General features: G+C 38.8%; 23 protein-coding genes and 1 tRNA gene. 16 read left to right on the top strand and 8 right to left on the bottom strand.

Annotated features, from left to right (window positions below; translation table 11 throughout):
* The first annotated feature begins 219 nt into the window (after positions 1-219).
* The 5 genes from F0919_RS07105 (at position 220) to F0919_RS07085 (ending at position 5,449) form a co-directional block, all read left to right on the top strand.
* Positions 220-972, top strand: coding sequence for a DUF6261 family protein (locus tag F0919_RS07105; RefSeq protein ID WP_150032012.1), 753 nt, complete (start codon positions 220-222; stop codon positions 970-972).
* A gap of 243 nt (positions 973-1,215) precedes the next feature.
* On the top strand, positions 1,216-1,638 hold the full coding sequence (locus F0919_RS07100; protein WP_150032011.1) for a hypothetical protein: 423 nt from the start codon (positions 1,216-1,218) through the stop codon (positions 1,636-1,638).
* A 162-nt stretch (positions 1,639-1,800) separates the two neighbouring features.
* The gene (locus F0919_RS07095; RefSeq protein WP_150032010.1) at positions 1,801-2,697 is read left to right on the top strand and encodes a hypothetical protein; all 897 of its coding nucleotides are present in this window, start codon (positions 1,801-1,803) and stop codon (positions 2,695-2,697) included.
* Positions 2,698-2,921: 224 nt separating this feature from the next.
* Complete coding sequence (locus tag F0919_RS07090) at positions 2,922-4,187, top strand: hypothetical protein (RefSeq protein WP_150032009.1); 1,266 nt, start codon at positions 2,922-2,924, stop codon at positions 4,185-4,187.
* A gap of 338 nt (positions 4,188-4,525) precedes the next feature.
* Positions 4,526-5,449 (top strand): hypothetical protein, encoded by a 924-nt coding sequence (locus tag F0919_RS07085; protein WP_150032008.1) that lies wholly within the window; start codon positions 4,526-4,528, stop codon positions 5,447-5,449.
* A 147-nt stretch (positions 5,450-5,596) separates the two neighbouring features.
* On the opposite strand, the gene F0919_RS07080 is transcribed toward F0919_RS07085, so the two are convergent.
* Positions 5,597-5,683 (bottom strand) — tRNA-Ser (locus F0919_RS07080).
* Positions 5,684-5,941: 258 nt separating this feature from the next.
* Between F0919_RS07080 and F0919_RS07075 the strand changes: the two genes are divergently transcribed.
* From F0919_RS07075 to F0919_RS07065, 3 genes are read left to right on the top strand one after another with little or no spacing between them, the layout of a single operon-like run.
* Positions 5,942-6,697 (top strand): UDP-2,3-diacylglucosamine diphosphatase, encoded by a 756-nt coding sequence (locus F0919_RS07075; protein WP_150032007.1) that lies wholly within the window; start codon positions 5,942-5,944, stop codon positions 6,695-6,697.
* 13 nt (positions 6,698-6,710) lie between these two features.
* Complete coding sequence (locus tag F0919_RS07070; protein WP_150032006.1) at positions 6,711-7,214, top strand: SixA phosphatase family protein; 504 nt, start codon at positions 6,711-6,713, stop codon at positions 7,212-7,214.
* 11 nt (positions 7,215-7,225) lie between these two features.
* Positions 7,226-8,689 (top strand): RapZ C-terminal domain-containing protein, encoded by a 1,464-nt coding sequence (locus tag F0919_RS07065; protein ID WP_150032005.1) that lies wholly within the window; start codon positions 7,226-7,228, stop codon positions 8,687-8,689.
* 78 nt (positions 8,690-8,767) lie between these two features.
* Here the strand turns inward: F0919_RS07065 and F0919_RS07060 are convergent, their stop codons facing one another.
* The gene (locus F0919_RS07060) at positions 8,768-9,475 is read right to left on the bottom strand and encodes an outer membrane beta-barrel protein (RefSeq protein WP_150032004.1); all 708 of its coding nucleotides are present in this window, start codon (positions 9,473-9,475) and stop codon (positions 8,768-8,770) included.
* A gap of 106 nt (positions 9,476-9,581) precedes the next feature.
* Between F0919_RS07060 and F0919_RS07055 the strand changes: the two genes are divergently transcribed.
* Positions 9,582-10,592, top strand: coding sequence for a dipeptide epimerase (locus F0919_RS07055; RefSeq protein WP_150032003.1), 1,011 nt, complete (start codon positions 9,582-9,584; stop codon positions 10,590-10,592).
* Positions 10,593-10,651: 59 nt separating this feature from the next.
* On the opposite strand, the gene ispG is transcribed toward F0919_RS07055, so the two are convergent.
* The 5 genes from ispG to F0919_RS07030 form a co-directional block, all read right to left on the bottom strand.
* Positions 10,652-12,652: a (E)-4-hydroxy-3-methylbut-2-enyl-diphosphate synthase gene (ispG, locus tag F0919_RS07050; protein WP_150032002.1), complete on the bottom strand. Its 2,001-nt coding sequence runs from the start codon at positions 12,650-12,652 to the stop codon at positions 10,652-10,654.
* 127 nt (positions 12,653-12,779) lie between these two features.
* Positions 12,780-13,901, bottom strand: a complete 1,122-nt coding sequence (locus F0919_RS07045; RefSeq protein ID WP_150032001.1) for a LamG-like jellyroll fold domain-containing protein — start codon at positions 13,899-13,901, stop codon at positions 12,780-12,782.
* A 32-nt stretch (positions 13,902-13,933) separates the two neighbouring features.
* Complete coding sequence (locus tag F0919_RS07040) at positions 13,934-16,282, bottom strand: gliding motility-associated C-terminal domain-containing protein (protein ID WP_150032000.1); 2,349 nt, start codon at positions 16,280-16,282, stop codon at positions 13,934-13,936.
* A gap of 143 nt (positions 16,283-16,425) precedes the next feature.
* A complete protein-coding gene (locus F0919_RS07035; RefSeq protein ID WP_150031999.1) occupies positions 16,426-16,869 on the bottom strand; it encodes a lysozyme inhibitor LprI family protein in 444 nt (147 codons plus the stop codon).
* A 2-nt stretch (positions 16,870-16,871) separates the two neighbouring features.
* On the bottom strand, positions 16,872-17,594 hold the full coding sequence (locus F0919_RS07030) for an outer membrane beta-barrel protein (protein WP_150031998.1): 723 nt from the start codon (positions 17,592-17,594) through the stop codon (positions 16,872-16,874).
* An 83-nt stretch (positions 17,595-17,677) separates the two neighbouring features.
* Here F0919_RS07030 and F0919_RS07025 point away from each other — a divergent pair, with 83 nt between their 5' ends.
* The 3 genes from F0919_RS07025 to F0919_RS07015 all read left to right on the top strand — a co-directional run bounded on the left by F0919_RS07025 (position 17,678) and on the right by F0919_RS07015 (position 20,024).
* Positions 17,678-17,986, top strand: a complete 309-nt coding sequence (locus tag F0919_RS07025) for a hypothetical protein (protein ID WP_150031997.1) — start codon at positions 17,678-17,680, stop codon at positions 17,984-17,986.
* Between the two features lie 2 nt (positions 17,987-17,988).
* Entirely contained in the window at positions 17,989-18,759 is a 771-nt protein-coding gene (locus F0919_RS07020) for an MBL fold metallo-hydrolase (RefSeq protein ID WP_150031996.1), read from the top strand.
* 65 nt (positions 18,760-18,824) lie between these two features.
* Positions 18,825-20,024, top strand: coding sequence for a 3-deoxy-D-manno-octulosonic acid transferase (locus F0919_RS07015; RefSeq protein WP_190277298.1), 1,200 nt, complete (start codon positions 18,825-18,827; stop codon positions 20,022-20,024).
* On the opposite strand, the gene F0919_RS07010 is transcribed toward F0919_RS07015, so the two are convergent.
* On the bottom strand, positions 19,988-20,872 hold the full coding sequence (locus F0919_RS07010) for a hypothetical protein (RefSeq protein ID WP_150031994.1): 885 nt from the start codon (positions 20,870-20,872) through the stop codon (positions 19,988-19,990). The two genes, F0919_RS07015 and F0919_RS07010, sit on opposite strands and share 37 nt — an antisense overlap.
* Positions 20,873-21,021: 149 nt before the next feature.
* Here F0919_RS07010 and F0919_RS07005 point away from each other — a divergent pair, with 149 nt between their 5' ends.
* From F0919_RS07005 to F0919_RS06990, 4 genes are all read left to right on the top strand, one after another.
* A complete protein-coding gene (locus F0919_RS07005; protein ID WP_190277297.1) occupies positions 21,022-22,014 on the top strand; it encodes a tetratricopeptide repeat protein in 993 nt (330 codons plus the stop codon).
* An 86-nt stretch (positions 22,015-22,100) separates the two neighbouring features.
* Positions 22,101-23,174, top strand: a complete 1,074-nt coding sequence (gene trhO, locus F0919_RS07000) for an oxygen-dependent tRNA uridine(34) hydroxylase TrhO (RefSeq protein WP_150031992.1) — start codon at positions 22,101-22,103, stop codon at positions 23,172-23,174.
* 102 nt (positions 23,175-23,276) lie between these two features.
* A complete protein-coding gene (locus tag F0919_RS06995) occupies positions 23,277-23,531 on the top strand; it encodes an autorepressor SdpR family transcription factor (RefSeq protein WP_150031991.1) in 255 nt (84 codons plus the stop codon).
* A 25-nt stretch (positions 23,532-23,556) separates the two neighbouring features.
* Positions 23,557-24,219, top strand: a complete 663-nt coding sequence (locus F0919_RS06990; RefSeq protein ID WP_190277296.1) for an SdpI family protein — start codon at positions 23,557-23,559, stop codon at positions 24,217-24,219.
* Positions 24,220-24,256 lie beyond the last annotated feature (37 nt).

Below are 24,256 nucleotides of genomic sequence, written 5' to 3'. Positions count from 1 at the left end.
AGCCATATCATCGGGAGGTTCCGAAAGTCCCCCTCATCCTGAGCCACTTCATCGGGGCTTCCCGATAGCGTCCCTCAACCTGAGTGATATTGATAGTCAATTACTTATGAAGTTTATGTATTTCTTGAAAAATACATTTTTATGTGGGTATTATGAGTTTGGCATGATATTTGATAATGTATCAATATCACTTATTGTTAACCAATAATTTTGTTAAAAATGATAACAACTCCTAATTTAGAGAAGTTCCGCCAGGGCGACTTCGTGCAGTACATGAACAACGTACTGGAAATTCTGACCGCAACACAGGCTAATAATTTACTTGTTGCAAACCAGCGTAATAACCTCAAAGCATTAACGGAAGAACTGAATGCTACGTGGCAGCCGATAGTGGGTAGCGAGCTTACGCCCGAAATTGAAGCAATAGACAGGCAGCGCGACCTGATTTTTACAGGATTTAAATTGACACTGGATAACTGGGCCAGCAATCATTATTACCCGGAATGGCGAAATGCTGCGTTTATGCTTTCCGATAATATTGCAGGGCATGGTGAAAGGATTACATTAATGCGCTACCAGCAACAAACGGCGACGTTCAATGCCATTATCAATGATTTTGAAAATGAATTGCTCGTACACCTGCAGACCCTAAATTTACAAGACTGGCTTGCCGAAATAAAGACGCTCAACACTACCTTCAACGAGATGTATGTAAAACGCACACAGGCCATTTCAGGGCATCAGCCGGGACTTATTGATGAATTGATAGGCAAGACAACAATAGTCTTCCGTCAGCTCAAAAGTATTTTCGAGGCCCGTTTTGCCGTTGCAGTAGCAGACGGCGCTTATATTGTGCCGGAATTTCAGCAGGTAGAAAACGAATGGAGCATGTTGGGCCAGCAGTATAACGATGCTGTAAGCCGTTATTCAGGCAGCGAAGCGGATGAAAGTAAAGGTAATGAAGCGGCGTAGTAGATAAGAAGAGAAATGAAAAGTTCGTGCAAGGGCACGGACTTTTTTTACGGAATCAATCCTTTCGTGTGTCAGCGTAGTTGTAATTATCGTTTACAGGGAAATAACCATCCTTTACAAGAATCCGATTAGTTGCGTTTTCGTTTACAAGAAAAGCGGAACGGTTATGAGTTTTTTACCCGGAAAGAGTTTCAGCCCCTCTATTTTTGAAGTAGACTATTCCTAACTATTAAACTTTAAAAAATGAAAAAGACCAAATTATTGTCGTTATTAACAGGCCTTCTATTAGTGTTGGGCTTTAACATTGCAAGCGCTCAAACAAACACTTTTACGAGAGTTGCGTGTAACCCGAATTTTCAGGGCTGCGTTAGTACTTCACTTAGCCTTACACTTACAGATCCAAATCCTCCGCAATTTGCCCAAGCTAGCCAAACCAAAGCACTTGCCGCGCCAGGTAGCGTTGATTTTGCTATAAGATTTACTAAAATTAAAGTGTCTCTTGGTGGCTATACAAGTACCGGCACTTATTACCTGCCAACAACAATAGGCGATGGTACTGCAATCTCTATCGGAGCAGATGGAGAAGGTGTTGGCCCTTATACGATATACATCTACAAAAGTGGAAGCAATAGCTTTACAGTATCTGTAGGCAATACGGCATTATAAAGCATAAAAGAAGAAAATAAATTAGCTCGTGCACCGACACGAGATAAGTATGATTAAAAACCTGTGCACATCTTGCACTGGTTTTTGCATCAGGCTATATGCGTTGGTAAATTTGAATAATCAATTCAATTTTTATTTTCTAACCAAAAAACCAACAAAATTATGTCAGTCGATTTAGTATTAGGTACCGCTACCAGTACAACACAACCATTGAATATTAATGACAATGGTACATTAGGAACGCCAATATCTTTGCCATCTGCAACAACAACAAATGCAGGATTAATGAGTGCCGATGATAAGTCAAAAATCATTTTACAGGGAGGTAATACTTTTGGTACAGATATGGTTATAGGAACTAAGGATAATAAGAGCATTAATTTCTTAACATTCAATAACGTAGAAAGTAGAATTATGCCTAATGGCTATTATTATGGTCCTGGCATTTCGTATTATGGAGGAACTAATAATTCCAAAGTAAATACAAATGTTCTTGGCACTATCATTTCAAGAAATATTGCAGATGGGAATGCTGCTTTAACAGTCAATCAAGCTAATGCAGGTTCTACAGGGAATACTTTGATTTTACAAAAAGCTGGAAATGAACAATTATCTATGAGTAGTAGCGGTGTACTTAAAGTAAATAATCTTGCAGGGACAGGTACACGAATGGTTACAGCAGACAGTTTCGGAGCTTTAAGTGCGGCAACAGAGGTTTCTTCAGGTATTTATACGCCTGCTGCTACTATTGCTCCCACAGGAACCGCTTCCGCTGATGGTTTTACTTATATAAGGGTTGGGAATATTGTTACGGTAACCGGCTTACTTACTTACACAGGTGCTACGGCCGGTACAAGTACTATCGTAATTCCTATGCCAATACCATCCACATTTGTGAATACTACAGATCTTGTAGGTGTAGTTACAGGAACCGATTTGAATGCAGCATCACCCAATTATGTATTAGCAGACGCTGTTAACAATGTTGCTCAAGTAAGCTTTTCTTCAGGCTCCACATCAGGAAGAGTAATGATTCAATTCCAATATCAGATTCTGTAGCCATAAATGTGATTATAATACAGCCCGGATTATTATCCGGGCTGTATTCGTTAAATGTATTTAAGTGCGGGTAATTATTAATTGTCTGGATTGTCAACATGAGATAAGTATAGTATTTAAAACCTGTGCACATCTTGCACAGGTTTTTGCATTAGGCTGTATGCGTTGGTAAATTTGAATAATCAATTCAGTTTTTATTTTCTAACCAAAAAATCAACAAAATTATGTCAGTCGATTTAAGTTTAGGTGCTGTTACCAACATGAGTCAAACTATTGATAATACCGGAGGTTCCGGCGTTACATTGCCATCTGCAACAACATCAGATGCTGGATTAATGAGTGCTGCGGATAAGGTAAAAGCAGATAAAGCCATTCTACAAGGTGGTAATGCGTTTGGAACATCAATGACAATTGGTACAACTGATAATGAGGTAGTTAACATAATGGTGAATGGTGTAGCCAAGGCAGTTCATAGGACTGCCAACATAGGTATAACCGTTCCATTGATAAATGATGTTTCTATAAATAATGCACAAATTAACTTAAGCACCACAGGTACTGTTATTTCAAGAAACGTGGCTGATGGGAATCCGGCTCTAGATGTTAATCTTGCAAATACATCTTCAACTGGAGCGATTCAACGATGGCAACTCGGCGGTTCTTTAAGAGCGTTTGTTAACAACGCAGGTAGTGGAACATTTGGAAGATTATTCGCTGGGCCAGGTTTAACTCAGCCTAACTATCTTTTAGATGTAAATGCCGGAACAGTTGCAGGCGCAAATATATTGGCTTCTTTTAGTCAAAATGCAGGGAGTATTAAATTGGAAAACGGTACCGGTGCAGCCTCTAATTTTGCTCCAACTATTCGGGGAGTAGCTAAAGGCGCGTTTCCTTGGGGAATTTTAATACAAGGTCAAGGAGCGACTTCTTATGGACGTGCAGGGATTGTTTTGAGAGCAGTTAATGTAGACAGTGACGGTCCTGTTACCGCAGGCAATATATTCCAGTTGGAAAATAATACTACCCCACAATTGACGGTTGATTATCAGGGAGTAGTTACAATCCCTAATCTATCCGGAACAGGAACAAGAATGGTTACAGCTGATAGCACAGGAGCTTTAAGCGCGGCAACAGAAGTTACTTCAGGTACATATACGCCGACGATTTTAGCTTCAACCGGAGGTACATTTACAGCAAATGAATTCACATACACGAAAATAAATGATATTGTTACTGTAAATGGAAGAATTGATTGCAACCTTACAGCTACTGGACAAAACGGCATCATAATTGATTTACCATACCCGATTACAGTGACAAGCATAGACGAAATTAGAGGAACCGTTTCAGGCAGTAATGTTTCGGGGGCAACTACTACGAATGAAGGAGCATATGTTACCGCGTATTTCGGATTAAATGGTGCGGCGATTAACTTTTTTGCAGTTGACACTATAGCAGGGGTGTTCGCTACATTTTCCTATAAAGTTTAGTATCAGAATTTATTGCTTTGAAACAGATGTAGTTAATCTAAGTGCCAACTAAATTGACCAGAACATCCCAGCCCTAATCAGCTGGGATGTTTTATTTAAATGTATTTCTGTCTTGGGTAGCCGTTAGCTATTACACAATAGAATGGGCAACCCTCTTGTCTTCTTAGTTTGACACATGAAGGATTGACCTCAACGAAAGAGTTCGTGCGCTGATATGAGATAATTATAATTAAAAACCTGTGCACACCTTGCACCGGTTTTTGCATTAGGCCGTATGCTTTGGTAAATTTGAGTAATCAATTCAATTTTTATTTTTTAACTAAAAAAACCAACAAATTATGTCAGTCGATTTAAGTTTAGGTGCTGTTACCAACATGAGTCAAACTATTGATAATACCGGAGGTTCCGGCGTTACATTGCCATCTGCAACAACAACAAATGCAGGATTAATGAGTGCAGATGATAAGTCAAAAATCATTTTACAGGGAGGTAATACTTTTGGTTCAGATATGGTTATAGGAACTAAGGATAATAAGAGTATTAATTTCTTAACATTCAATAACGTAGAAAGTAGAATTATGCCTAATGGCTATTATTATGGTCCTGGCATTTCGTATTATGGAGGAACTAATAATTCCAAAGTAAATACAAATGTTATTGGCACTATCATTTCAAGAAATATTGCAGATGGGAATGCTGCCTTAACTGTCAACCAACAAAACCAAAATTCCACCGGCAATTTAATAACATTACAAAAGAATACAAATATAGTAGCTCAAATAAATACTAATGGTTCTACAACCGGGCTCAGCATTAAAGCGCAAGGTTCAGACACTTACTCTAATGCGGCAATAGGGCTAAATGCAGCGAACACCACTGGTATCGGGCCGATAACAGGTGGCAATACATTTCTATTAGAAAATAACGGAACGCCACAATTGACAGTTGATTATCAGGGTGACATTACGGTTTTAGGCACGGTAAAAGGCACTCCCGGTATGGGACCGTTGAGTTTGTATGCGGCGCCTGGGGTTAAGGTTTCAAGTGGTGGATACGGCGCAGTATTTAATACGCCTTACTTAACAGCCGATCGGGCAATTATCCTGCCAGACGCAAACGGCACTTCATCTGTTATAAACACAACAGCGCCTGCATCGGCCAGTGATATCGGTGCAGTAGGCGAAATACGTGTTACTTCTACTTATGTTTACGTTTGTATAGCAACCGATACATGGGTAAGGGCACCATTTGCAACCTGGTAATTTCCGGGTAACAATTTATAAATTAGGATAGGACACTGCAGAAGATTACATGGGATGTTGGGGTTCCACACGGCGCTCAGCCTATGGCCCGATATTTATGAAATAAAAAAGGGACAAACAGATGATTAACATCGTTTGTCCCTTTTGCGGAGACGGCGAGATTCGAACTCGCGATACAGTTTCCCATATACACACTTTCCAGGCGTGCTCCTTCAACCACTCGGACACGTCTCCATTAATTTTTGTTCAGGCAATCTTCACCACTCATACAAGTCTCCTGATTTGAAGGGCTGCAAAAGTAAGATTTTTCCTGAAACGAAAAAATGTTTTATAAAGATTGCATCGGTAAATTACATCAACCAATCATAATCTTCTCTGTTTTAATATAATGACACACTCATAAAAATGTAGCGCACAAACTATTTAGCTGTTTCATCCGTCTAATTTCAGTATTTTTGCGACCTTATCATTTATACACCGCTATTCGTTACAATGCAGTTACCCGAGGGTAAAAAAATATATTTTGCTTCCGATTTTCACCTTGGCATTCCTGATAAGGAAGCCAGCAGGCAACGCGAACAGTTACTTTGTCAATGGCTGGATGAGATCCGTAAAGATGCATATTGTCTTTACCTGGTAGGCGATATTTTTGATGTATGGTTTGAATACTCAAATGTAATACCGAAAGGTTATACCCGTTTTCTTGGGAAGCTTGCCGAACTGAGCGATGCAGGATTAAAGATTGAGGCTTTTACGGGCAACCACGATCTCTGGATGCGTGGTTATTTTGAAGAAGAGTTGAATATACCGGTGCATCATCATCCGATAGAAATTGAAGTGAACGGGAAAAGGTTTCTGATTGCACACGGCGACGGACTTGGTCCCGGCGATCATGGATATAAATTCCTGAAAGGTGTGCTCAGAAATCCGCTGGCACAATGGTTGTACCGAAGATTGCATCCGGATACGGGAGTTGGTATTGCCAATTATTTCAGCAGAAAAGGACCGAAGCATGTAGAGGCCGAAGCCGAATTTATGGGAGAGGATAAAGAATGGCTGGTGCAGTTTTGCAGGCAAAAACTGAGAGAAAAACATTACGATTATTTCATTTTCGGCCACAGACATCTTGCATTGTCTTATCAGCTGGAGCCCGAAAGCCTGTATATCAATTTGGGTGATTGGATAAAATATAATAGCTATGCCGTTTTTGACGGAACACAATTAAGTTTACAGTATTATAAAAAATAAATACTGAATTTCTATGAAAAGAACATTGGTGTTGATCAGACATGCAAAATCAGACTGGAATACACCCGGTCAGCCTGATTTTGAAAGAACACTGAATGAAAGAGGAAAAGCAGATGCGCCTGTTATGGGTCAGCGCCTGCTGAAGCAACAAATTATTCCGGACCTGATTCTTTCAAGCTCTGCCAAAAGAGCTGCAAAAACAGCAAGGCTTATTGCAAAAGAAGTAGGTTATGAAAAAGAAGACATTCAATATATAGATCGCTTATATCATGCTGCCCCGGCCGTTTTTGAGTCTGTTATAAGCGAAACGGATATTAATGATGAAGTACAAACCTTATTCATGGTAGCGCATAATCCCGGTATTACACAATTTGCGTTTGATTTGCTGAGAGACCTGCCGATTACAGATTTACCGACATGTGCAATTGTCGGGATTTCGTTTGAAGCAGAGCACTGGCGCGAATTTCGGGATGTTAAGCATCACCTGAGTTATTTTGATTACCCCAAGAACCAATAAAAATTTTTATTTTGCCCGTCAAGAATTTAACCACAGTACTTACAGATCTTTTTACAAAACACTTTGATGAAGCCCCGGAAGAAATCATAATGATTCCACCATCCGGTTCAGACAGAAAATATGTTCGGTTGAGAAGTGCGAAACACAGTGCCATCGGCGCTTATAATCCTGATAAAAAAGAAAACAATACCTTTTTTTATTTCAGTCAGGTTTTTTCAAAGCATAAGCTACCTGTTCCGGAAATCCTTGCCAGGAGCGGTGATAAGCAATATTATCTTTTGCAGGATTTAGGCGATACTTCTCTTTTCGATATTTTGAATAAAGAAGGCTTTACGCCGGAAACGAAAGAGCTTTTCAAAAAAAGCATCCGGCATTTAGTTCATTTCCATTGGGCTGCCGGTAAAGAAATTGATTATTCTCTTTGTTATGCTGCCAATTCTTTCGATCGGCAACAGATTCTTGCTGATTTGCTTTATTTCAAGTTTTATTTTGCCGACCTGATGAAGGTTCAGTATAATAAACCTGCCTTATTGGAGGAGCTGGAGGAATGGAGCAAACATCTTTCTGCAGTAAGGCCACAAACCTTTATGTACCGCGATTTTCAGAGCCGTAACATTCAGGTTGTTGATAATGAGGTCGCTTTTATAGATTATCAGGGCGGCATGCAGGGTTTGCCGCAATACGACCTTGCCTCTCTGCTTTGGCAGGCAAGGGCCCAGTTGCCGAATGACTGGAAGAATGAACTGGTCAATTATTATTTTGAAGCATTAAAGACTTTGCCTGAAATTCCAAGCTTCAATGAAATGGAATTCAGGAAAACCTATTTGGATTGCGTACTGTTGCGTATTCTTCAAACGCTTGGCGCCTATGGTTTCAGGGGATTGCTGGAGCGTAAACCGCACTTTATTAAAAGTATTAAACCTGCATTACAGCAGTTAAAGCAGTTTCTTGAAACTTACGGCCATATACCGGCTTACAGCGAGTTGAGATATGTGCTGGAACAATTGGTCAGGCCTGAAATCACAAAACAGTTTGAAGGTTTGAATGAAGCATTGTTAGTTGACACCAAACTCAAGATACACCTATATAGCTTTTCCTATAAAAAAGGAATCCCGGCAGATATAACCGGTCATGGCGGCGGATTTGTGTTTGATTGCAGGGGCATTTTGAATCCGGGAAGAATAGAGGTTTATAAAACACAAACGGGAAAAGATATTGCTGTAAAAGAATACCTGATGACCCAAACACTCATGCCTCAGTTTCTGGAAAGTGTTTTTTCAACAGTAGATATTTCTATAGATGATTACATAACGAGAGGGTTTGACCATCTGAGTATTTCTTTTGGTTGTACAGGCGGACAACATCGCTCTGTTTTTGCAGCTGAATGTATGGCTCGGCACATCAAGGAAAAATATGGTATTGAATCTTCTGTTATTCACATGGAACAGGAACAACATTCCATGAAACGCAGATAATAATTTTCTAAAAGAAAAATCCCCGACAGTATTTCTGCCGGGGATTTTTTAATATTTGTGACTTTGTGAAATTTCAGATTAAAGTCCTGTAACACATAGTCCTATAGAATAAGGGTACACTTCAGGCCCTTGCCCGGAATTGAACAATTGTGTGATATTCATTGAACCATATAAGGAGAAATTACCCCATCCGACTCTGAAAGTAGGGGCAACACGCCAGGTCTGAAAAGAAGTTTTTGATGAAACTTTTTCTGTAATGACCGGACCGGTTAAAGAGTTTTTATTTTTGGTATGTGCATTTATCAACATGCCGACACGTGCACCTATAGCCATTTTGAATCCACGGTTGCGATTGTATTTATCACCGAAAAAACGAAATTCAAAAGGTGCTTCAAGATAGGCAGTTGTCAGTTTACTTTTCTTATAATTGTTTACACCACCTGAATCCACATTTCTGAATGTGGCAATGCCTGTCGGATTATTCAATACCAGTAATTGATTATTAAAATAAATATTGCTGGTTCCTACGCCAAGACCTGCTGCAAAGCTGAAATTGGATTTTGCAATCGGAAAATCATAACACAAATAAGCATTAAAACCACGGCCAATCCCGCCGATGTTTACAGAATCGGGTGTATTGTACCAGTTTTCATAAGTAAGCTGAAACATTACAAAATCGCGCGATGGTTTAATAACTTTTTTCACAGGGTTTTCAGGATTCTCCTGTGCATGAGTTGCTGACATAAAAGCTAAGGCCAAAGTCAGCATTCCAATGATTTTCTTCATATTTACTATAACAATTGAGGCGCAAAGATAATGGTTGCGCGGGCTTAAAAATAAATTTTTTTCTTCGTTTGTCCGGTTCTATAGAGATTTGCATCAAACAATCCGCATGTTGCAATTAAAATATCAATCATACGATCTCCCTTTTGAATATCCCTTTGCCATTTCCAAAGGTCTAAAAACGCATCAACCTACGCTGATATTGTCTTTAAGCCTTGGCCGCATGGTTGGTTACGGCGAAACAACTTCAATCGGGTACTATAACGCAGATGTGGATGAAATGATTGTGTTGCTCGAAAAAAATCGTTCGGTTTTAGAAAAATATGCCTTGAATGGCCCTGAACGATTCTGGCATTTTCTGCATCATTTGTTTCCCGGGCAAAATTTTCTGATATCGGCTTTGGACATGGCGGGCTGGGATTTATATGCGCAATTGAACCGTCGTCCATTGTATTCACTTATTGGCCTGCAATGGAAAAATATTCCTTTAACGGATTATACAATTGGCATCAATAGTCCTGAAGAGATTGCGGAACGGGTGAAAGTTAAACCATCACCTATATATAAATTAAAAGTTGGTAGCGAAAATGATTTATCTTCTTTGGAAGCCCTGCGGAAAGCTACCGATGCCATTATAAGGATTGATGCGAACGAGGCCTGGACTATTGACCAACTTGAAAAAATACTTCCGTTACTCGAAGAAATGAAGATTGAACTGATAGAGCAGCCATTGGACAGGAATGATATTGAAGGCATGAAAAAGCTCAAAACACTGACACAGATTCCGATAATTGCAGATGAGGCTTGCAGGGAAGAAAAAGATGCGGAAGCGTGTTTGGAACTGTATGACGGTATTAATATAAAACTATCAAAATGTGGCGGTATTACGCCAGCTCTTAATATGATAAGGGCTGCTAAAAAGGCAAAGAAAAAAATTATGCTGGGTGGTATGTGCGAAACTATTGTCGGCGCTACGGCACTGGCTCATTTATTGCCTTTGGCAAATTATGCTGATATTGATGGGCCTCTATTACTCGCTGAAAATATTGGGAAAGGGCTGACTTATGATAATGGATTAATTAGTGTGCCTATGGTGCCGGGAATGGGGGTGAGCATGTAATTTTTATCAAATGGCCGATGGAAAGTTAATCCCATCTGCCATTTGATAAAAGTGTAAATCTACGCAGGTTCCACCCATGCTTCATTTTCCTTTAATAAACTTATCAATTCATCGACAGCAACATCACTATCCACATTTTTCTTCACAACATCTTTGCCTTTGTAAAGTGTGATTTTCCCCACACCACTGCCAACATAACCAAAATCTGCGTCAGCCATTTCTCCCGGACCATTTACAATACATCCCATAATAGCTATTTTCACTCCTTTCAGGTGATTGGTCCTGCTGCGGATCATGGCGGTTGTCTCCTGTAAATCGAACAATGTCCGCCCACAGGAAGGGCAACTGATATATTCGGTTTTGGAAATTCTGGTACGTGTGGCCTGCAATATGGAAAATGCTGTTGAGTTTACAAATTGCTCAATATTTGCATTGGTATTGTAATTTCTTCCGGATAATGTTTCTTGTTCAAAAGAAGCAGAGAAGGTTTTGTAGGCATTTGCTGTCATTCCGAAACAAACACCATTTCCATATCCATCCAGCAACAAAGCGCCGGCTTCTGTAGCATAATGAATAAGATGTTCATCTGCAGTTTTCCAATTGCTGTCAGTAATAATAATAGTAGGATTCTGAACCCCGGCAGCTGCCAGTTCCCAGTATCTTTTGCGGATGCTTTGCATGGCATTTTTATCGGTACTGCTCAGGCAGATTACAACGGTTCTGTCTTTTGACAAATCTTCCAATATCTCTGAAGGCAATGGTTCAGCACCACTTGCATCTATCATTACAAAGTTCAATGTATCGCTTTCAGCATCGGCCTCCATAAATTCGGCATCTGAGAAAATGGGGAAATACTTTGTCTGGTCAGTAGATTCAGCCCAATATTGCGGCCAGGTGATAACCTTTAATGTTCCGGGCAATGCAAAAGATAATTCAGGTTTGCCGGTGAAAATATAATCGGCAGCTAAATCACTTATGCTCCATTTGTCAGTTGCTTCATCATAAGTATAACCAATGCTTTCCAGTGACTTCGGCGTAATATTTTCTACTTTACTAAAATCAGCAATAACTACCGGAACATGCCCCGCTCCGATATTTCCGACAGCAAATGAAGTATTATATTTTTGAGTATTTACAGTAATCTTTTCATTGGAGTTTTCAGAAGGAATATCAGTCGCCTGTGGATATCGTTTTACCAAATCCCTGCATACCGGAATTTCAGCTTCAGGTTCTTCCGTCAGGCTTACACGAACAGTGTCGCCAATACCATCTTCCAATAAGGTTCCCATGCCCACAGCGCTTTTCACGCGGCCATCTTCACCATCACCTGCTTCTGTAACACCAAGATGCAAAGGATAACATTCATCAAACTCCTGAAACATAGTGCCGGTAAGCAATCTGTAAGCCTGCACCATAACCTGCGGATTACTGGCTTTCATACTCAATACGATATTGTGGTAATTTTCATCACGCGCAATACGTAAAAACTCCATCGCACTTTCCACCATACCGATATGCGTATCGCCATAGCGGCTCATGATGCGGTCGCTTAATGAACCATGGTTGGTGCCGATGCGCATTGCCGTTCCATATTCCTTGCAAATCTTTACCAGTGGCGTAAAGCGCTCCCTGATACGTTCAATTTCTTCCAGATATTCCGCATCGGTATATTCAATCTGTTCAAACTTTTTCTTGTCCACATAATTGCCCGGATTGACACGTACCTTTTCAATAATACGTGCAGCAATTTCTGCGGCATTAGGTGTGAAATGAATATCAGCCACCAACGGCACATGGTAACCCAGGCGGTTTAGCTCATTCTTTATATTCAATAAATTTTCAGCTTCTTTTTTGGATGGTGCTGTAATACGCACCAGTTCTGCACCTGCTTCAATACAACGGATGGTCTGAGCCACAGTAGCAGTGGTATCCATCGTATCTGTTGTGGTCATAGTTTGCAAACGAATAGGATTGTAATTACCTATCAACAAACCACCCACATTTACTTCACGTGTTTTCAATCTTTCATATTGCGTCAATGACGCCGCGTAATCCTGCATATTGCTTCAATAAGAGGCAAAGTTATGAAATAGAAGAGCGTCAATGTTACCTTCTTTTTAAATTAACCTTAATGCAAAGAGGAGGGCATTTTTTAAAGCCCTCCTCTTCCTTCACGAAAAAAATTATCTAATTCTTCAATAGCGTAAATGTCTTTACAACTTTTATACCTGCTTGATTTACAACAAATACATAAGTACCGCTTTTAGCAACATCCTTTGGTATGCTGATATTTTGTTTTATAATTCCATTATCGGCAGTAAGTAAGCCACTATAAATAACTTGTCCTAATGTATTTATTATTTGATAAGGTAATTCGCCATTATCAAAAGTTGTATTTGCTGTAATTGTAAAGGAGCCATTACCGGGATTTGGATAAAGCACAAAATCTGAAATCTGATTTTTTATATCAACTGTTGAAACTGTTGCAGGTGCACCATCATTCCATAAATAATCATATACGCTTTGAATTTCCTTCGTGTTCAGGATCTTATTAAATAATACAATTTCATCCATTGCTCCGTTAAACCAGTATGGAAAAGGAGGATTAAATGTTCTTCCAATGGTAATATCCTGTGTATTTACACCCATAGAATTCGGAATATTTGAAGCTGAGTAGATTGGTGCAATATTATTGTAATGGAAACCGGCATCCATCGGTACCTGATAGTAACTCAAATTTGGCCCATCAAAAGATATTGCAAGAAAATACCATTTCCCGGTGCTGACATAATTGCCTGGGTTCGGTTGCATACCCGGAGTAGTGTATGATTCGTTAAAATATCCAATAAGTTGTTGATGTGTCGAGCTGAAACTGTGGCAATCATGGTCATATACATCGTCCGTTAGTGCTAAAGCATACTGCCCTGGTATATATCCCGGATAACCCTTAGTAAGTATTTGTGAAAATTGGCAATCACCATCATAAAAGCCATTTAATTTAACTAAAGCTACCATAGTCACGGCCTGAGTCCTTAAACTAGCAGCATCGGGAATGATTGCGTAGCTGCTTGAACCATTAAAAAGCATTGCTTTATTTGGTAAATTCCTCCAGCTTGTAGTAGGAACAATATCCTGAACCACGTATGAGTTATTATTATTTCCACTAACGTCTTGTAAGCTTGTAACAGTCGTTTGCGTAGTACTGAAATCATATCGTGCTATACAGTTTGTAACGCCGCTCGGATAAATAGTCTGGGCATTAATATTTGAGCATAATAGCAGGCAAAATAGGGTAAATGATATTCTCATATTTGAATATTGAAGGTTAATTAAAATAATAATTATCTGATAAGCATTAGATCTCCTTTGTAAGACTTGACCTGACCAGAAGTCCAATCCTGAAAACTAATGTAATACATATATGTGCCGACATCTGCAGGTATATTGTTCATATATCCATCCCAGCCTTTAAGGGGATTTGTAGTAAAGAAAACGTTTTGTCCCCATCTGTTGTAGATGTACATTCTATAATGATCCAAGGGGCATCCCTCAAAAATAAGCCTTGGCAGATAGACCTCATTTATCCCATCACCATTAGGTGAAAATGCATTAGGAACCATCAAATCACATTTACATTTACTTGTTTTTATTTCTATAGAATCGCTACCTGTGCAATCAGGCGAATTGGTAATTGTAAGCCAATATTTACCTGCTGTTTCAACTGAAAGGCCGGGAAGATTATAATCGGCATTGCCATTCCATTTATAAACTGCGTCAGGGTAGTTTTTAAAACTTTTAAGTGTAATTTCTATGCCTTCGCAAATCATTGTATCCGCACCTAAGTCGACAATGGGATATTCATTAAAATCAATATGGACAGAATCAGATGTAAAACAGTCGTCAAAAGAAGCTTTAACCCAATAATCTCCGGGTGTATTTATTTGTAAGGTTGTACCTGTTGCACCCGTATTCCATAAATAGCTATCAGCATTTATATCGCTAATGTTTAATGTGTATTGAAAACCCTCACAAAAGGAAGTATCGTTGCCAAGATAAGGTATCGGATATTGCTTGAAATCGACCTGAATGCTATCGGTATTGAAACAGTTAAGGTAACTTACCCTAACCCAATATAAACCACTTGTGTTTAACTGAATAGCAGGCGTTGTAGCTCCGGTATTCCATAAATAACCATTTGCATTTGCAGTACTGGCATTTAAAGTATAAGATTCCAATAAACAGAATGATGTATCATTTCCCAGATTAACTTCGGGTGCCGGGTTGAAATCAATATGAATAGTATCTGAACTGCTGCAATTACCGAAAAATGCTTTGACCCAATAATCTCCGCTTGCATTTACTGTAATGTCAGGGCCCGTAATTCCGGTATTCCATAAATAACTGCTTGCATTCGTATTGCCAACATTTAAATTGTATTGTGTGCCAATGCAAAAAACGGTATCATTTCCAAGATCAGGGTTATTGACCTGAGTTACAGTAACATTTATAGTATCCGATTCTTTACAGCCATATTGTGAAGAGGCAATGGCCCAATAGTTTCCGGCAGTGGTTATATTAATATTTGAAGCTGTGGCGCCGGTATTCCAAAGGTAGCTTGAGGCATTTACATTTGCTGCACTTAAATTCAAACTGATGTTTGAACAAATAGTTGTATCCGGAGGTAAATGAAAAGGGGCAATCGTATCTATCCTGATTTTGGAAGTATCAGAAGTGGCATGGCAATTTGTAGTTGCTGATGTGTTTCCCGGTGAAACTAAGTAACGAACCCAATATTCAGTTGGCGCATTAGTTGTGGAGAAAACGAAATTGAATGTATTGTTGGTTGACGGAACTCCGGCATTGGTCCAGGTATTCCCCTGATTTGTACTATACTGCCATTGATAATTGGCCGGATTATATACATTGGAGGTAATATTTCCAGTGAATGTTAAAGATGTGGTTTTACAAAAAGTAGTATCTATTTTCGGCAAAATGTCGGCATCAGGCACACAAGGCCTGACCGTTATATCATCTAAAGCAACATCATTGCCATAATCTGAACCTGATGTGTTATTGATTAATTGAAGTCTTACTGTAGAACTTGTGCCATTATTAAAAAGATAGGCATATTGATGCCACAGCCCATCTGTAGGTACATTTCCTGTATTAAAAGTACCAATTACATTGTTGGATGCGTCGATAATACGCATTATCATGTTGGGATATTGAATTAAGGAACTGCCTGATACAACCATCGGATGTGTTGGAGCCATAAGATTTACCAACCAGATAGAATATTGCATAGTTGTATTCGGACAAAGGCCGGTCATTATATATTCAACTACTGTGTCTCCAATATTGTCAGGCATATTGATACCCATAAACAGGCCAAAACTATTTCCCGTATGATCGGGTGTTGCTAACCATTGGGGGGCTGAACCAAATGTAGTACCATTTTTTACTAACCCGGAAGTATTGGCAGCACTTAAAAACCCTGATGGCTGAAGGATTGTATTGGTAGTTAACCCGGGTGCATATGCAGAGAAGGGGCTATAACCGGCTTGAGTACTATTTCCTTGTCCAAAATTTACATTCACAATAGGTGCTCCAAGTACACCATTGCAAGTTGGCTGAGCGTTTGTATAGAAAGATAAAAAGAGGAAGCAGATGAAGAGTATAATTTTTCTCACGGGCAAATAGATATGTTTATTAATCTTAAATGACTAACCAGATTTAGGGTATGCCAAAAATAGGACCAATAATACATTACTACTTAATATATCTTGATAACGGATTGTTTTTCTTGTAAACGTTATTATAAAATATAAATAGATTAATTGCCGTCTCCGGAATCTCCAATATCTCCCCCCATTCCAATTAACTCATTTATCCTTTCAATCAAAAATTCCGACTTTTTGTCCAGTATTACCATTTGCAGATCTGCGCCCGATAAATCCTCATTATCTTCCTTTACACTTTTAGGCAATTGCCTGAAATAAGCTTCTTTCTTTTGGGTCCAGGCTGTTTGTTCATTTCTGAATGTTGTTCTCTGACTGACTTTCATGCTGGTTTTCAAATCCTTCAAAACCGACTGCAACAGGCCATCCAATTGCTGATAATATTGTTGCGAACAGCCCAGCATATTGTCTCCTTTATCAAGGCAATTCTGGTATTCATTTTCAAAACCACTCAAAGCACTTGAATAATTGCTTTGGCTTTTAGCTTGTAAAGCACTGAATAATATAACTATGGCAAAAACTATCTTTAAATATTTCATTTCTAATTATTACTGTCATTTTTAAATAAATACATCAACCTTAATGCCACTACATTATTGAACTGCTGATCGCGGCCGCCATACATACTATTGTTATCCCGTACAGAAAGCAGGGAATATTGAAATTTAGGGCTGAGGAAAAGGCCGTTCCATAAATGGATATTAGCCGTCAGCACATAATTCAAATCAAATTTATTAAACGGATTGCCATTCTTCAATGATACGCCCTGATCTGTTACAATAGTTTCTTCGCTTATGGCCAAATATCCGATGGAAAGCCCCATGCCAAAACCGGATTTGCGGGGACCACGATATAAGTTCAGTTGAAAAGGGACCTCGGCATACTGCATATTAATATTCTGGCTTAATATACCGGGGACAGGATCGTTGCCTTTTGAACCCTTTTGTGTAAATAATACTTCCATACTCAATGCAATCGTAGCATCTATCGGGAAATTTTCCAATTGCCCGAAAGGCATGAAAAGCACGCCGCCACCGGTAATGCCCATTTTGTTATAACCCTTGTAACCGTCGCCATCCACCTGCGCAAAATCAATGCCACCTATCAAACCTGCACTCATGTTATGATATTCGGGTTTGTAATCCTGCGCATGCAGTTGCGAAGCGGTAATCGATAATATAAACAAAAGGATTGCAAGTATTTTGTTACCTTTATCCTTCGGGATTTCAGCCTTGTTTCTGAAATCTTTGGTCTTTAATATCATATAGTTAATACGGAATAATATTTTTACCGATTTAAAAAGCCTGATTAATTTTACTGTCAGCTATTCAAAAAGATAACGCAGCAATGAGCTTCAAATATACACCAAACACATTAAAAAAGTTGGAACAACTCTTTGAAGAGGCACGTTACCGTGTGCGCTACGAGAAAGGCAATTTCAATTCCGGCTTCTGTGTATTGGAAGATAAGCGTATTGCCGTCATTAATCGCTTCCTGAATGTAGAAGGCAGAATCAATGCTTTAATAGAAATATTACCAACCTTGCAGGTGAATGAAGATGAGCTGAGTGGCGAAATGCTTAAATGGTACAAGCAACTACTCGAGAATAATACCGGAGAAAACAACAATCCGGTACAAACCAAAATGGATTTATAATCGTGGCTACAATTACTTTCTTAGGAACCGGAACTTCGCAAGGTGTTCCATTTATTGGCTGCAAATGTAACGTGTGTACTTCCCCGGACACAAGAGATAACCGTTTAAGAGCATCCATCTGGGTTAAAACAGAAAATACAAGTATCGTTATTGATACAGGTCCTGACTTTCGTTATCAGATGTTGCGTGCACAAGTTCCTACCTTAGATGCAGTTGTTTTTACACACGGTCATAAAGATCATGTTGCAGGCCTGGATGATGTAAGAGCTTTTAATTACTGGCAAAATAGCGGCATAGATTTATATGCCGATAAGTATACAGAAGAGGTCCTTCGCAGAGAATTTCAATATGCGTTTAATGGCGTTCAATATCCAGGTATTCCGGTTTTAAATATTATCCCCATAACCGGCGAACCTTTTACTATTGGAGATGTTACGTTTCAACCAATCCATGTTATGCACTATAAGTTACCGGTTTATGGTTTCAGGATCGGAAATTTCAGTTATATAACGGACGCCAACTACATTGCACCGGAAGAAATTGAAAAACTTAAGGGGACTGAAATTTTAGTGTTAAATGCATTAAGGCATGAACCGCATGTTTCTCATTTTACATTGAGTGAAGCAATAGAGCTGGCAAAAGAGATAGGAGCTGCCAAAACATATTTTACCCATGCAAGCCATCAACTTGGCTTACATGCAACATTGGAAGCAGATTTGCCCGCAGGCATGTTTATGGCTTATGATGGTTTACATATTGACATTAAGATTTAACCAATAATATTTTTCCTATCCAGCTTTTTCTGTACAATATCGGCATTGCATGTTATGGCGCTGGCTTGCGCCTCGCTTCATTATTCAATGCCAAAGCAAAATTATTTGTACAAGGAAGAAAGCGTATATTAAAACGTGTTGAAACAGATCTTAAAAATGATGAAAGAAAGAAAGTATGGATTCATTGTGCATCATTAGGAGAGTTTGAACAAGGCCGCCCTATTATTGAAGCCATTAAAGAACAATACCCTGAATACAGCATAGTGCTTACTTTTTTTTCACCGTCAGGATTTGAGGCTAAAAAGAATTATGAGCATGCAGATCATATTTTTTACCTTCCTTTGGATGGTAAAAGGACTGCAGAAAAATTTATCTCACTTATAAACCCGGTTTGTGTTCTTTTTGTAAAATACGAATTCTGGTATCATTATCTTAAAACCCTTCAGGGTCGTAAAATCCCTGTAATCCTTTTCTCTGCTATATTTCAGCCACGTCATCCTTTTTTTAAATGGTATGGGAGCTTGTATCGGGCAATGTTGCAGGCTTATACGCAAATCTTTGTACAGGATGCAGCATCTGCAAAATTGCTCTATAATATTCAAATCAGGAATGTACAAATAGCAGGAGACACAAGATTTGACCGTTCTGCCAGAGTGCTGGAGATGGATAAATCTTTCAGGACAATAGAAGTTTTTAAAGAAAACCATAAACTTATAGTTGCCGGAAGCACATGGTTTGATGATGAGGCTTTATTAAAAAAGACTTTGAAAGCTCTGCCATCGGAATACAAACTTTTATTGGCGCCGCATGAAATAAATGATGTCAATATCTCACGAATCCAGGGCTTGTTTCCCTGTGAAAGTTGTTTATGGGCAACAAATGAAGAAGATTTCAGAAGGAGCCGTGTTTGTATCATACATACAATGGGACAATTGTCCTATTTATATAAGTATGCGGATGTTATCTGGGTTGGCGGCGGTTTTACACGCAGCGGGATCCACAATGTTATAGAGCCCGCTGTTTTTGGTAAACCTATTTTCTTTGGTCCGACGTATGACCGTTACAGAGAAGCTGTTGAGATGATAGAAATCAATGCAGCCAAAAGCATTTCGAGTGCAAACGAATTTACAAATGCTATTTTAAATAATAAAAATGCGTTGCTGCAGTTAAGCAACAACGCAAAGATGTATGTTTTGGCTCAGTTAGGTGCTACCAAAAGAATTATGGATTACCTGGCAGAAAAATGTTTTTCCAATAAGGCATAAAAACCTTTAACCGTCCCGTCATTATCATCCCAATGTAAATTGGCTGCGACTTTTGTTTTTACCCAGTCTTTGGCTTCGTTCAATGTTTTTATCTGATTTAGTTTGTCCAATGTCTCCTCATAATTGGATTTATGATTATTGAACAACTCATTTAAAAAAAGATATTTATCATTAATGCCGATAGAAGTCCTGATGTCTTTTGTTTCAACAATGCTGTCAAACAGCTTTGCAGGCTCGTACTTTTTTATTTCAGGCAAAGGAATTTCGGCAGGTGTAGGAGCCGGAATTTCAATAGCCGTCTGTGTTTCTACCGGAGCTTCTTCAACAAGTGTGTCTTCAATTGCTACAAAATGTTCTGCAGGAGCAGGTGCTTCAAAACTAATGCCTGTGTTCTCTTGCGATAAAGCAGCAATGCTTTCCTCCTCCGGAAATTCCTGAACCAATTCAGGTTCGGGCTCCTTTTCTTCTTCTTGCGTGGGAATATTTTCAACCTGCGTTTCCGGCTGTGTAATTTCTTCTGTTTCTGTTGAATTATTTGTTGCAGGCTCCGTTTCTTCTTTTGTTGCAGGCTGAATTATATTTTCATTTACGGGTTCATCTTTCGTTTCCTGTGTTTGAACAGATGACTGCTGTTCCGTTTCGTTTTCATTATTTGTTGCAGCATGTTCCTGCATTACTGTATTAACATCCGACTGAACCGGTTCTGTGAATTCTTTTCTCCATTCCAATAAATCAATATACATAACCCTTGTATAATCCAGCATCAAATCTATGTCTATGGCCGATTTGGGGTGTTTGCTGTAATATAACTCCTGAATTTTTTGTACGAATATTTTTACACGTTCCATTTATTAAAGCTATTTTTTGCTAAGTTATTGAATATGAATTTTAAATGACACAACGAAAATGTATAAAGCTGGTTAATATTTGCCATGCCTGATTAATGCGGTTATCTTACTTTTGCTCTGGTTCAAAATTGAAATACGTTTCCAAAATTATGCTGAAAATAATTGCACCTTTTTTTATTCTTGGAATGATACTTGTTTCCTGCGGTTCATCGCAGCCTGAAGAAACAAATCCCGCTTATCATAATCCCACCGTCCAGCCATTAACGGATTCAATCAGGGAAAATCCGAATGATGCAGCATTATATTTCCGTCGTGCCGAAGCACTTTCTCAGATTAACAACGATAGCCTTGCTTTGGTTGATGTAATAAAGGCACAAAGTTTAGATAAAAATAATCAGCAATATTCTTTTACCATTGGTTATCTGAATTTGCAATTAGGTCACACCGATGCGGCCATAAAGGCTTTGCAGGAAAACCTGAAAGTTTCTTCAGGTAATGTGAACACAAGAATTTTATTGGCCAAAGCATTTCTTGCTGATAATAAAGTAGAAGATGCCAAGCATCAGGTAAACCAGATTTTGGCTGCTGCACCACAACATGCCGGGGCAATGTTAATGCAGGCGGAAATTTTTGCAGCTCAGAAGGATACAGCATCTGCGATTAATACATTGCTTGCTGTTTTAAAAACCGATCCACTTAATTATCAGGCTTCTTACGGATTGGCAACTTTATACAGCGAGTCAGATAATGACATGGCTGTTCCTCAATATCAACAGACTTTCCGGCTTGATACAATGGATGTGACACCTTTGTATGATTTGGCTTCTTTTTATGCGGATAGAAAAGATATTCCTAAAGCAAAGGAATTCTACACTGACTGTATTCTCAGAGATCGCGATTATACCGATGCGTACATAGCTTTAGGCAAAATATTTTATCAGGAAAAAAATACAGAAAAGGCATTGCGTCATTTTAATATGGCCATTGAAAGCCAGCCAAATGATGCAGAAGCCTATTTTTATAAAGGGCAATGTTTTGAAACGATGCATCAGAAAGATAGTGCTGTCGTAGCTTATAACCAATCCTTGGTTTTCAATCCTAACTTAAAAGATGCGATGGATGGTTTGAGAAGGCTGAAGTAATCTTTACCTCCAATTGACGTTTATTTATTTTTCTTTAATTTTGCGGCGATAATTTAATTACCTCTAATCAAATAAGGAAGAGCACCATGCCAGTGTTACACAACCGTATTTCTAATGAGGAGCTGAAAGCACGTATGTTGGCAGAAACCGAGCCGCGTACTACAGTTTCCTTTTACAAGTATTTCCACATCAATGAGCCGCAGGCCTTTCGGGATGCGCTTTACAAACAATTTGAACCTTTAAAAGTCTTTGGCCGCATTTATATTGCGCACGAAGGGATTAATGCACAGGCAAGCGTGCCTGAAAGTCAATTTGAAGCTTTTAAGGAAACACTGTTTAATGCCGCTCCTGAATTGAACGGTGTACGTTTGAACATTGCGGTAGATGATGACGGTAAATCGTTTTGGGTATTACGTATGAAAGTGCGCAATCAGATTGTTGCCGATGGTATCGACGACCCCAATTTCAATCCCGCCAACGTTGGTAAATATCTGAAAGCTGACGAAGTAAATCAAATGATTGATGATCCTGAAACAGTGTTTGTGGATATGCGCAATCATTATGAATATGAAGTAGGACACTTTCAGGATGCAATAGAGGTACCGTCAGATACTTTCAGAGAACAGCTGCCAATGGCATTAGACATGCTGAAAGACAATAAGGATAAAAATATTGTAATGTACTGTACAGGCGGTATTCGCTGTGAAAAAGCAAGCGCTTATATGCTTCATAACGGATTCAGAAATGTATTTCATGTGGAAGGTGGTATTATTGAATATGCAAGAAAGGCTAAAGAGCAAAATCTTCCGTTGAAATTTATCGGGAAGAATTTTGTTTTTGATGAGAGACTTGGAGAGCGCATTACAGAAGATGTGATTGCGCATTGCCATCAATGCGGAAAGGCTTGCGATGTACATACCAACTGTAAAAATGACGGTTGCCATTTGTTATTTATTCAATGTGAAGACTGTGCTGTAAAACACGATGGTTGTTGTAGCGAGGCCTGTGTGACAGAACATCATTTGCCTGAAGAAGAACAAAGAGCCTTACGTGCCGGACGCGAAAACGGTATAAAAATATTCAACAAATCTAAAGATCATCCACTGAGAAAGCACCGTGAAGATTGGCGCAAAGAAAGAGATGCTGCTGATAATTTGTAAATGCATAATAAGGAATAACAAGAATGCCACATCAAAATGCCGATGTGGCATTTGTTTTTATCAGATAATATTTAGACATTTGTCTAAATATCTAATCATTCATTGAATAATCTATTTAAGGCATTAAATGATCCAATACGTCGCGAGATACTGAAACACTTGCGTGAGAAGGATTTGACTGCAGGAGAAATTGCAGATTTGTTCCATATTTCAAAGCCGAGTATTTCGCATCATCTGGAGATTTTAAGACAGGCAGACTTAGTTGGTTCTGAAAAAAAAGGACAATTTATAGTTTATAGTATTAATACGACTGTGCTTGACGATGTTCTTGAATGGATATTATCACTTCGGAAATAACCTTAATTATCTAAAATCAATAAAGATGAAAATTCATTTTAAAAAAGAAATATTCTATTGGTTGCTGTGCATCCTTCCATACGTATTTTTAAGTTGGGTGTATGCTTCTTTGCCGCAAACGGTGCCGACACATTTTGGTATTGATGGAAAGGCGAATGGCTGGAGTAGCAAGGAAAGTCTTTGGTTTATACCTGCGAGTTTAAGCCTGATGATGTACTTATTATTCCTCGTTATTCCCAGAATTGATCCGAAGCAAAGATTACAACAGGGCGGTAAATTTGAAAAAATAAGATTTATCGTATTGCTTTTTATCACCGCTATTGCCTGTATTACCATCTATATTTCTTATAAGCAGAATATAGGGCATACCGGGAATTTCTTATTTGCAGGCATAGGATTATTTTTTGCCGTATTGGGTAATTTCTTTCCTGCTTTAAAGCCGAATTATTTCATCGGAATCCGCTCTCCGTGGGCATTAGAAAATGAAATAGTATGGAAGAAAACGCATCAGCTTGCAGGTAAAATCTGGGTAGTAGCAGGCTTGTTTCTGGCTGTATTGCCATTTATATTGAACAATGAAGTGCTGATGAATCAGATTTTCCTGATTGTAACATTGTCAATTGCATTCTTTCCCTTTATCTATTCCTATATAATCTGGAGACAGGAAAAGAAAAGAATATCTGCCTGAAAATTCTTTTAATTGTATGATTTCGGGATTTCTAAAG

Source organism: Taibaiella lutea, from assembly GCF_008629695.1.
In the GTDB taxonomy this organism is placed as follows: Bacteria; Bacteroidota; Bacteroidia; order Chitinophagales; family Chitinophagaceae; genus Taibaiella; species Taibaiella lutea.
This window is presented reverse-complemented; position numbering and strand designations above follow the sequence as displayed.

What these genes read in the sequence shown, in the direction of transcription:
- F0919_RS07105 (WP_150032012.1), top strand. Translation starts at nt 220, where the DNA reads ATGATAACAACTCCTAATTTAGAGAAGTTCCGCCAGGGCGACTTCGTG.
- F0919_RS07100 (WP_150032011.1), top strand. Translation starts at nt 1,216, where the DNA reads ATGAAAAAGACCAAATTATTGTCGTTATTAACAGGCCTTCTATTAGTG.
- F0919_RS07095 (WP_150032010.1), top strand. Translation starts at nt 1,801, where the DNA reads ATGTCAGTCGATTTAGTATTAGGTACCGCTACCAGTACAACACAACCA.
- F0919_RS07090 (WP_150032009.1), top strand. Translation starts at nt 2,922, where the DNA reads ATGTCAGTCGATTTAAGTTTAGGTGCTGTTACCAACATGAGTCAAACT.
- F0919_RS07085 (WP_150032008.1), top strand. Translation starts at nt 4,526, where the DNA reads ATGTCAGTCGATTTAAGTTTAGGTGCTGTTACCAACATGAGTCAAACT.
- F0919_RS07075 (WP_150032007.1), top strand. Translation starts at nt 5,942, where the DNA reads ATGCAGTTACCCGAGGGTAAAAAAATATATTTTGCTTCCGATTTTCAC.
- F0919_RS07070 (WP_150032006.1), top strand. Translation starts at nt 6,711, where the DNA reads ATGAAAAGAACATTGGTGTTGATCAGACATGCAAAATCAGACTGGAAT.
- F0919_RS07060 (WP_150032004.1), bottom strand. Translation starts at nt 9,475, where the DNA reads ATGAAGAAAATCATTGGAATGCTGACTTTGGCCTTAGCTTTTATGTCA.
- F0919_RS07055 (WP_150032003.1), top strand. Translation starts at nt 9,582, where the DNA reads ATGTTGCAATTAAAATATCAATCATACGATCTCCCTTTTGAATATCCC.
- ispG (WP_150032002.1), bottom strand. Translation starts at nt 12,652, where the DNA reads ATGCAGGATTACGCGGCGTCATTGACGCAATATGAAAGATTGAAAACA.
- F0919_RS07045 (WP_150032001.1), bottom strand. Translation starts at nt 13,901, where the DNA reads ATGAGAATATCATTTACCCTATTTTGCCTGCTATTATGCTCAAATATT.
- F0919_RS07035 (WP_150031999.1), bottom strand. Translation starts at nt 16,869, where the DNA reads ATGAAATATTTAAAGATAGTTTTTGCCATAGTTATATTATTCAGTGCT.
- F0919_RS07030 (WP_150031998.1), bottom strand. Translation starts at nt 17,594, where the DNA reads ATGATATTAAAGACCAAAGATTTCAGAAACAAGGCTGAAATCCCGAAG.
- F0919_RS07025 (WP_150031997.1), top strand. Translation starts at nt 17,678, where the DNA reads ATGAGCTTCAAATATACACCAAACACATTAAAAAAGTTGGAACAACTC.
- F0919_RS07010 (WP_150031994.1), bottom strand. Translation starts at nt 20,872, where the DNA reads ATGGAACGTGTAAAAATATTCGTACAAAAAATTCAGGAGTTATATTAC.
- F0919_RS07005 (WP_190277297.1), top strand. Translation starts at nt 21,022, where the DNA reads ATGCTGAAAATAATTGCACCTTTTTTTATTCTTGGAATGATACTTGTT.
- trhO (WP_150031992.1), top strand. Translation starts at nt 22,101, where the DNA reads ATGCCAGTGTTACACAACCGTATTTCTAATGAGGAGCTGAAAGCACGT.
- F0919_RS06990 (WP_190277296.1), top strand. Translation starts at nt 23,557, where the DNA reads ATGAAAATTCATTTTAAAAAAGAAATATTCTATTGGTTGCTGTGCATC.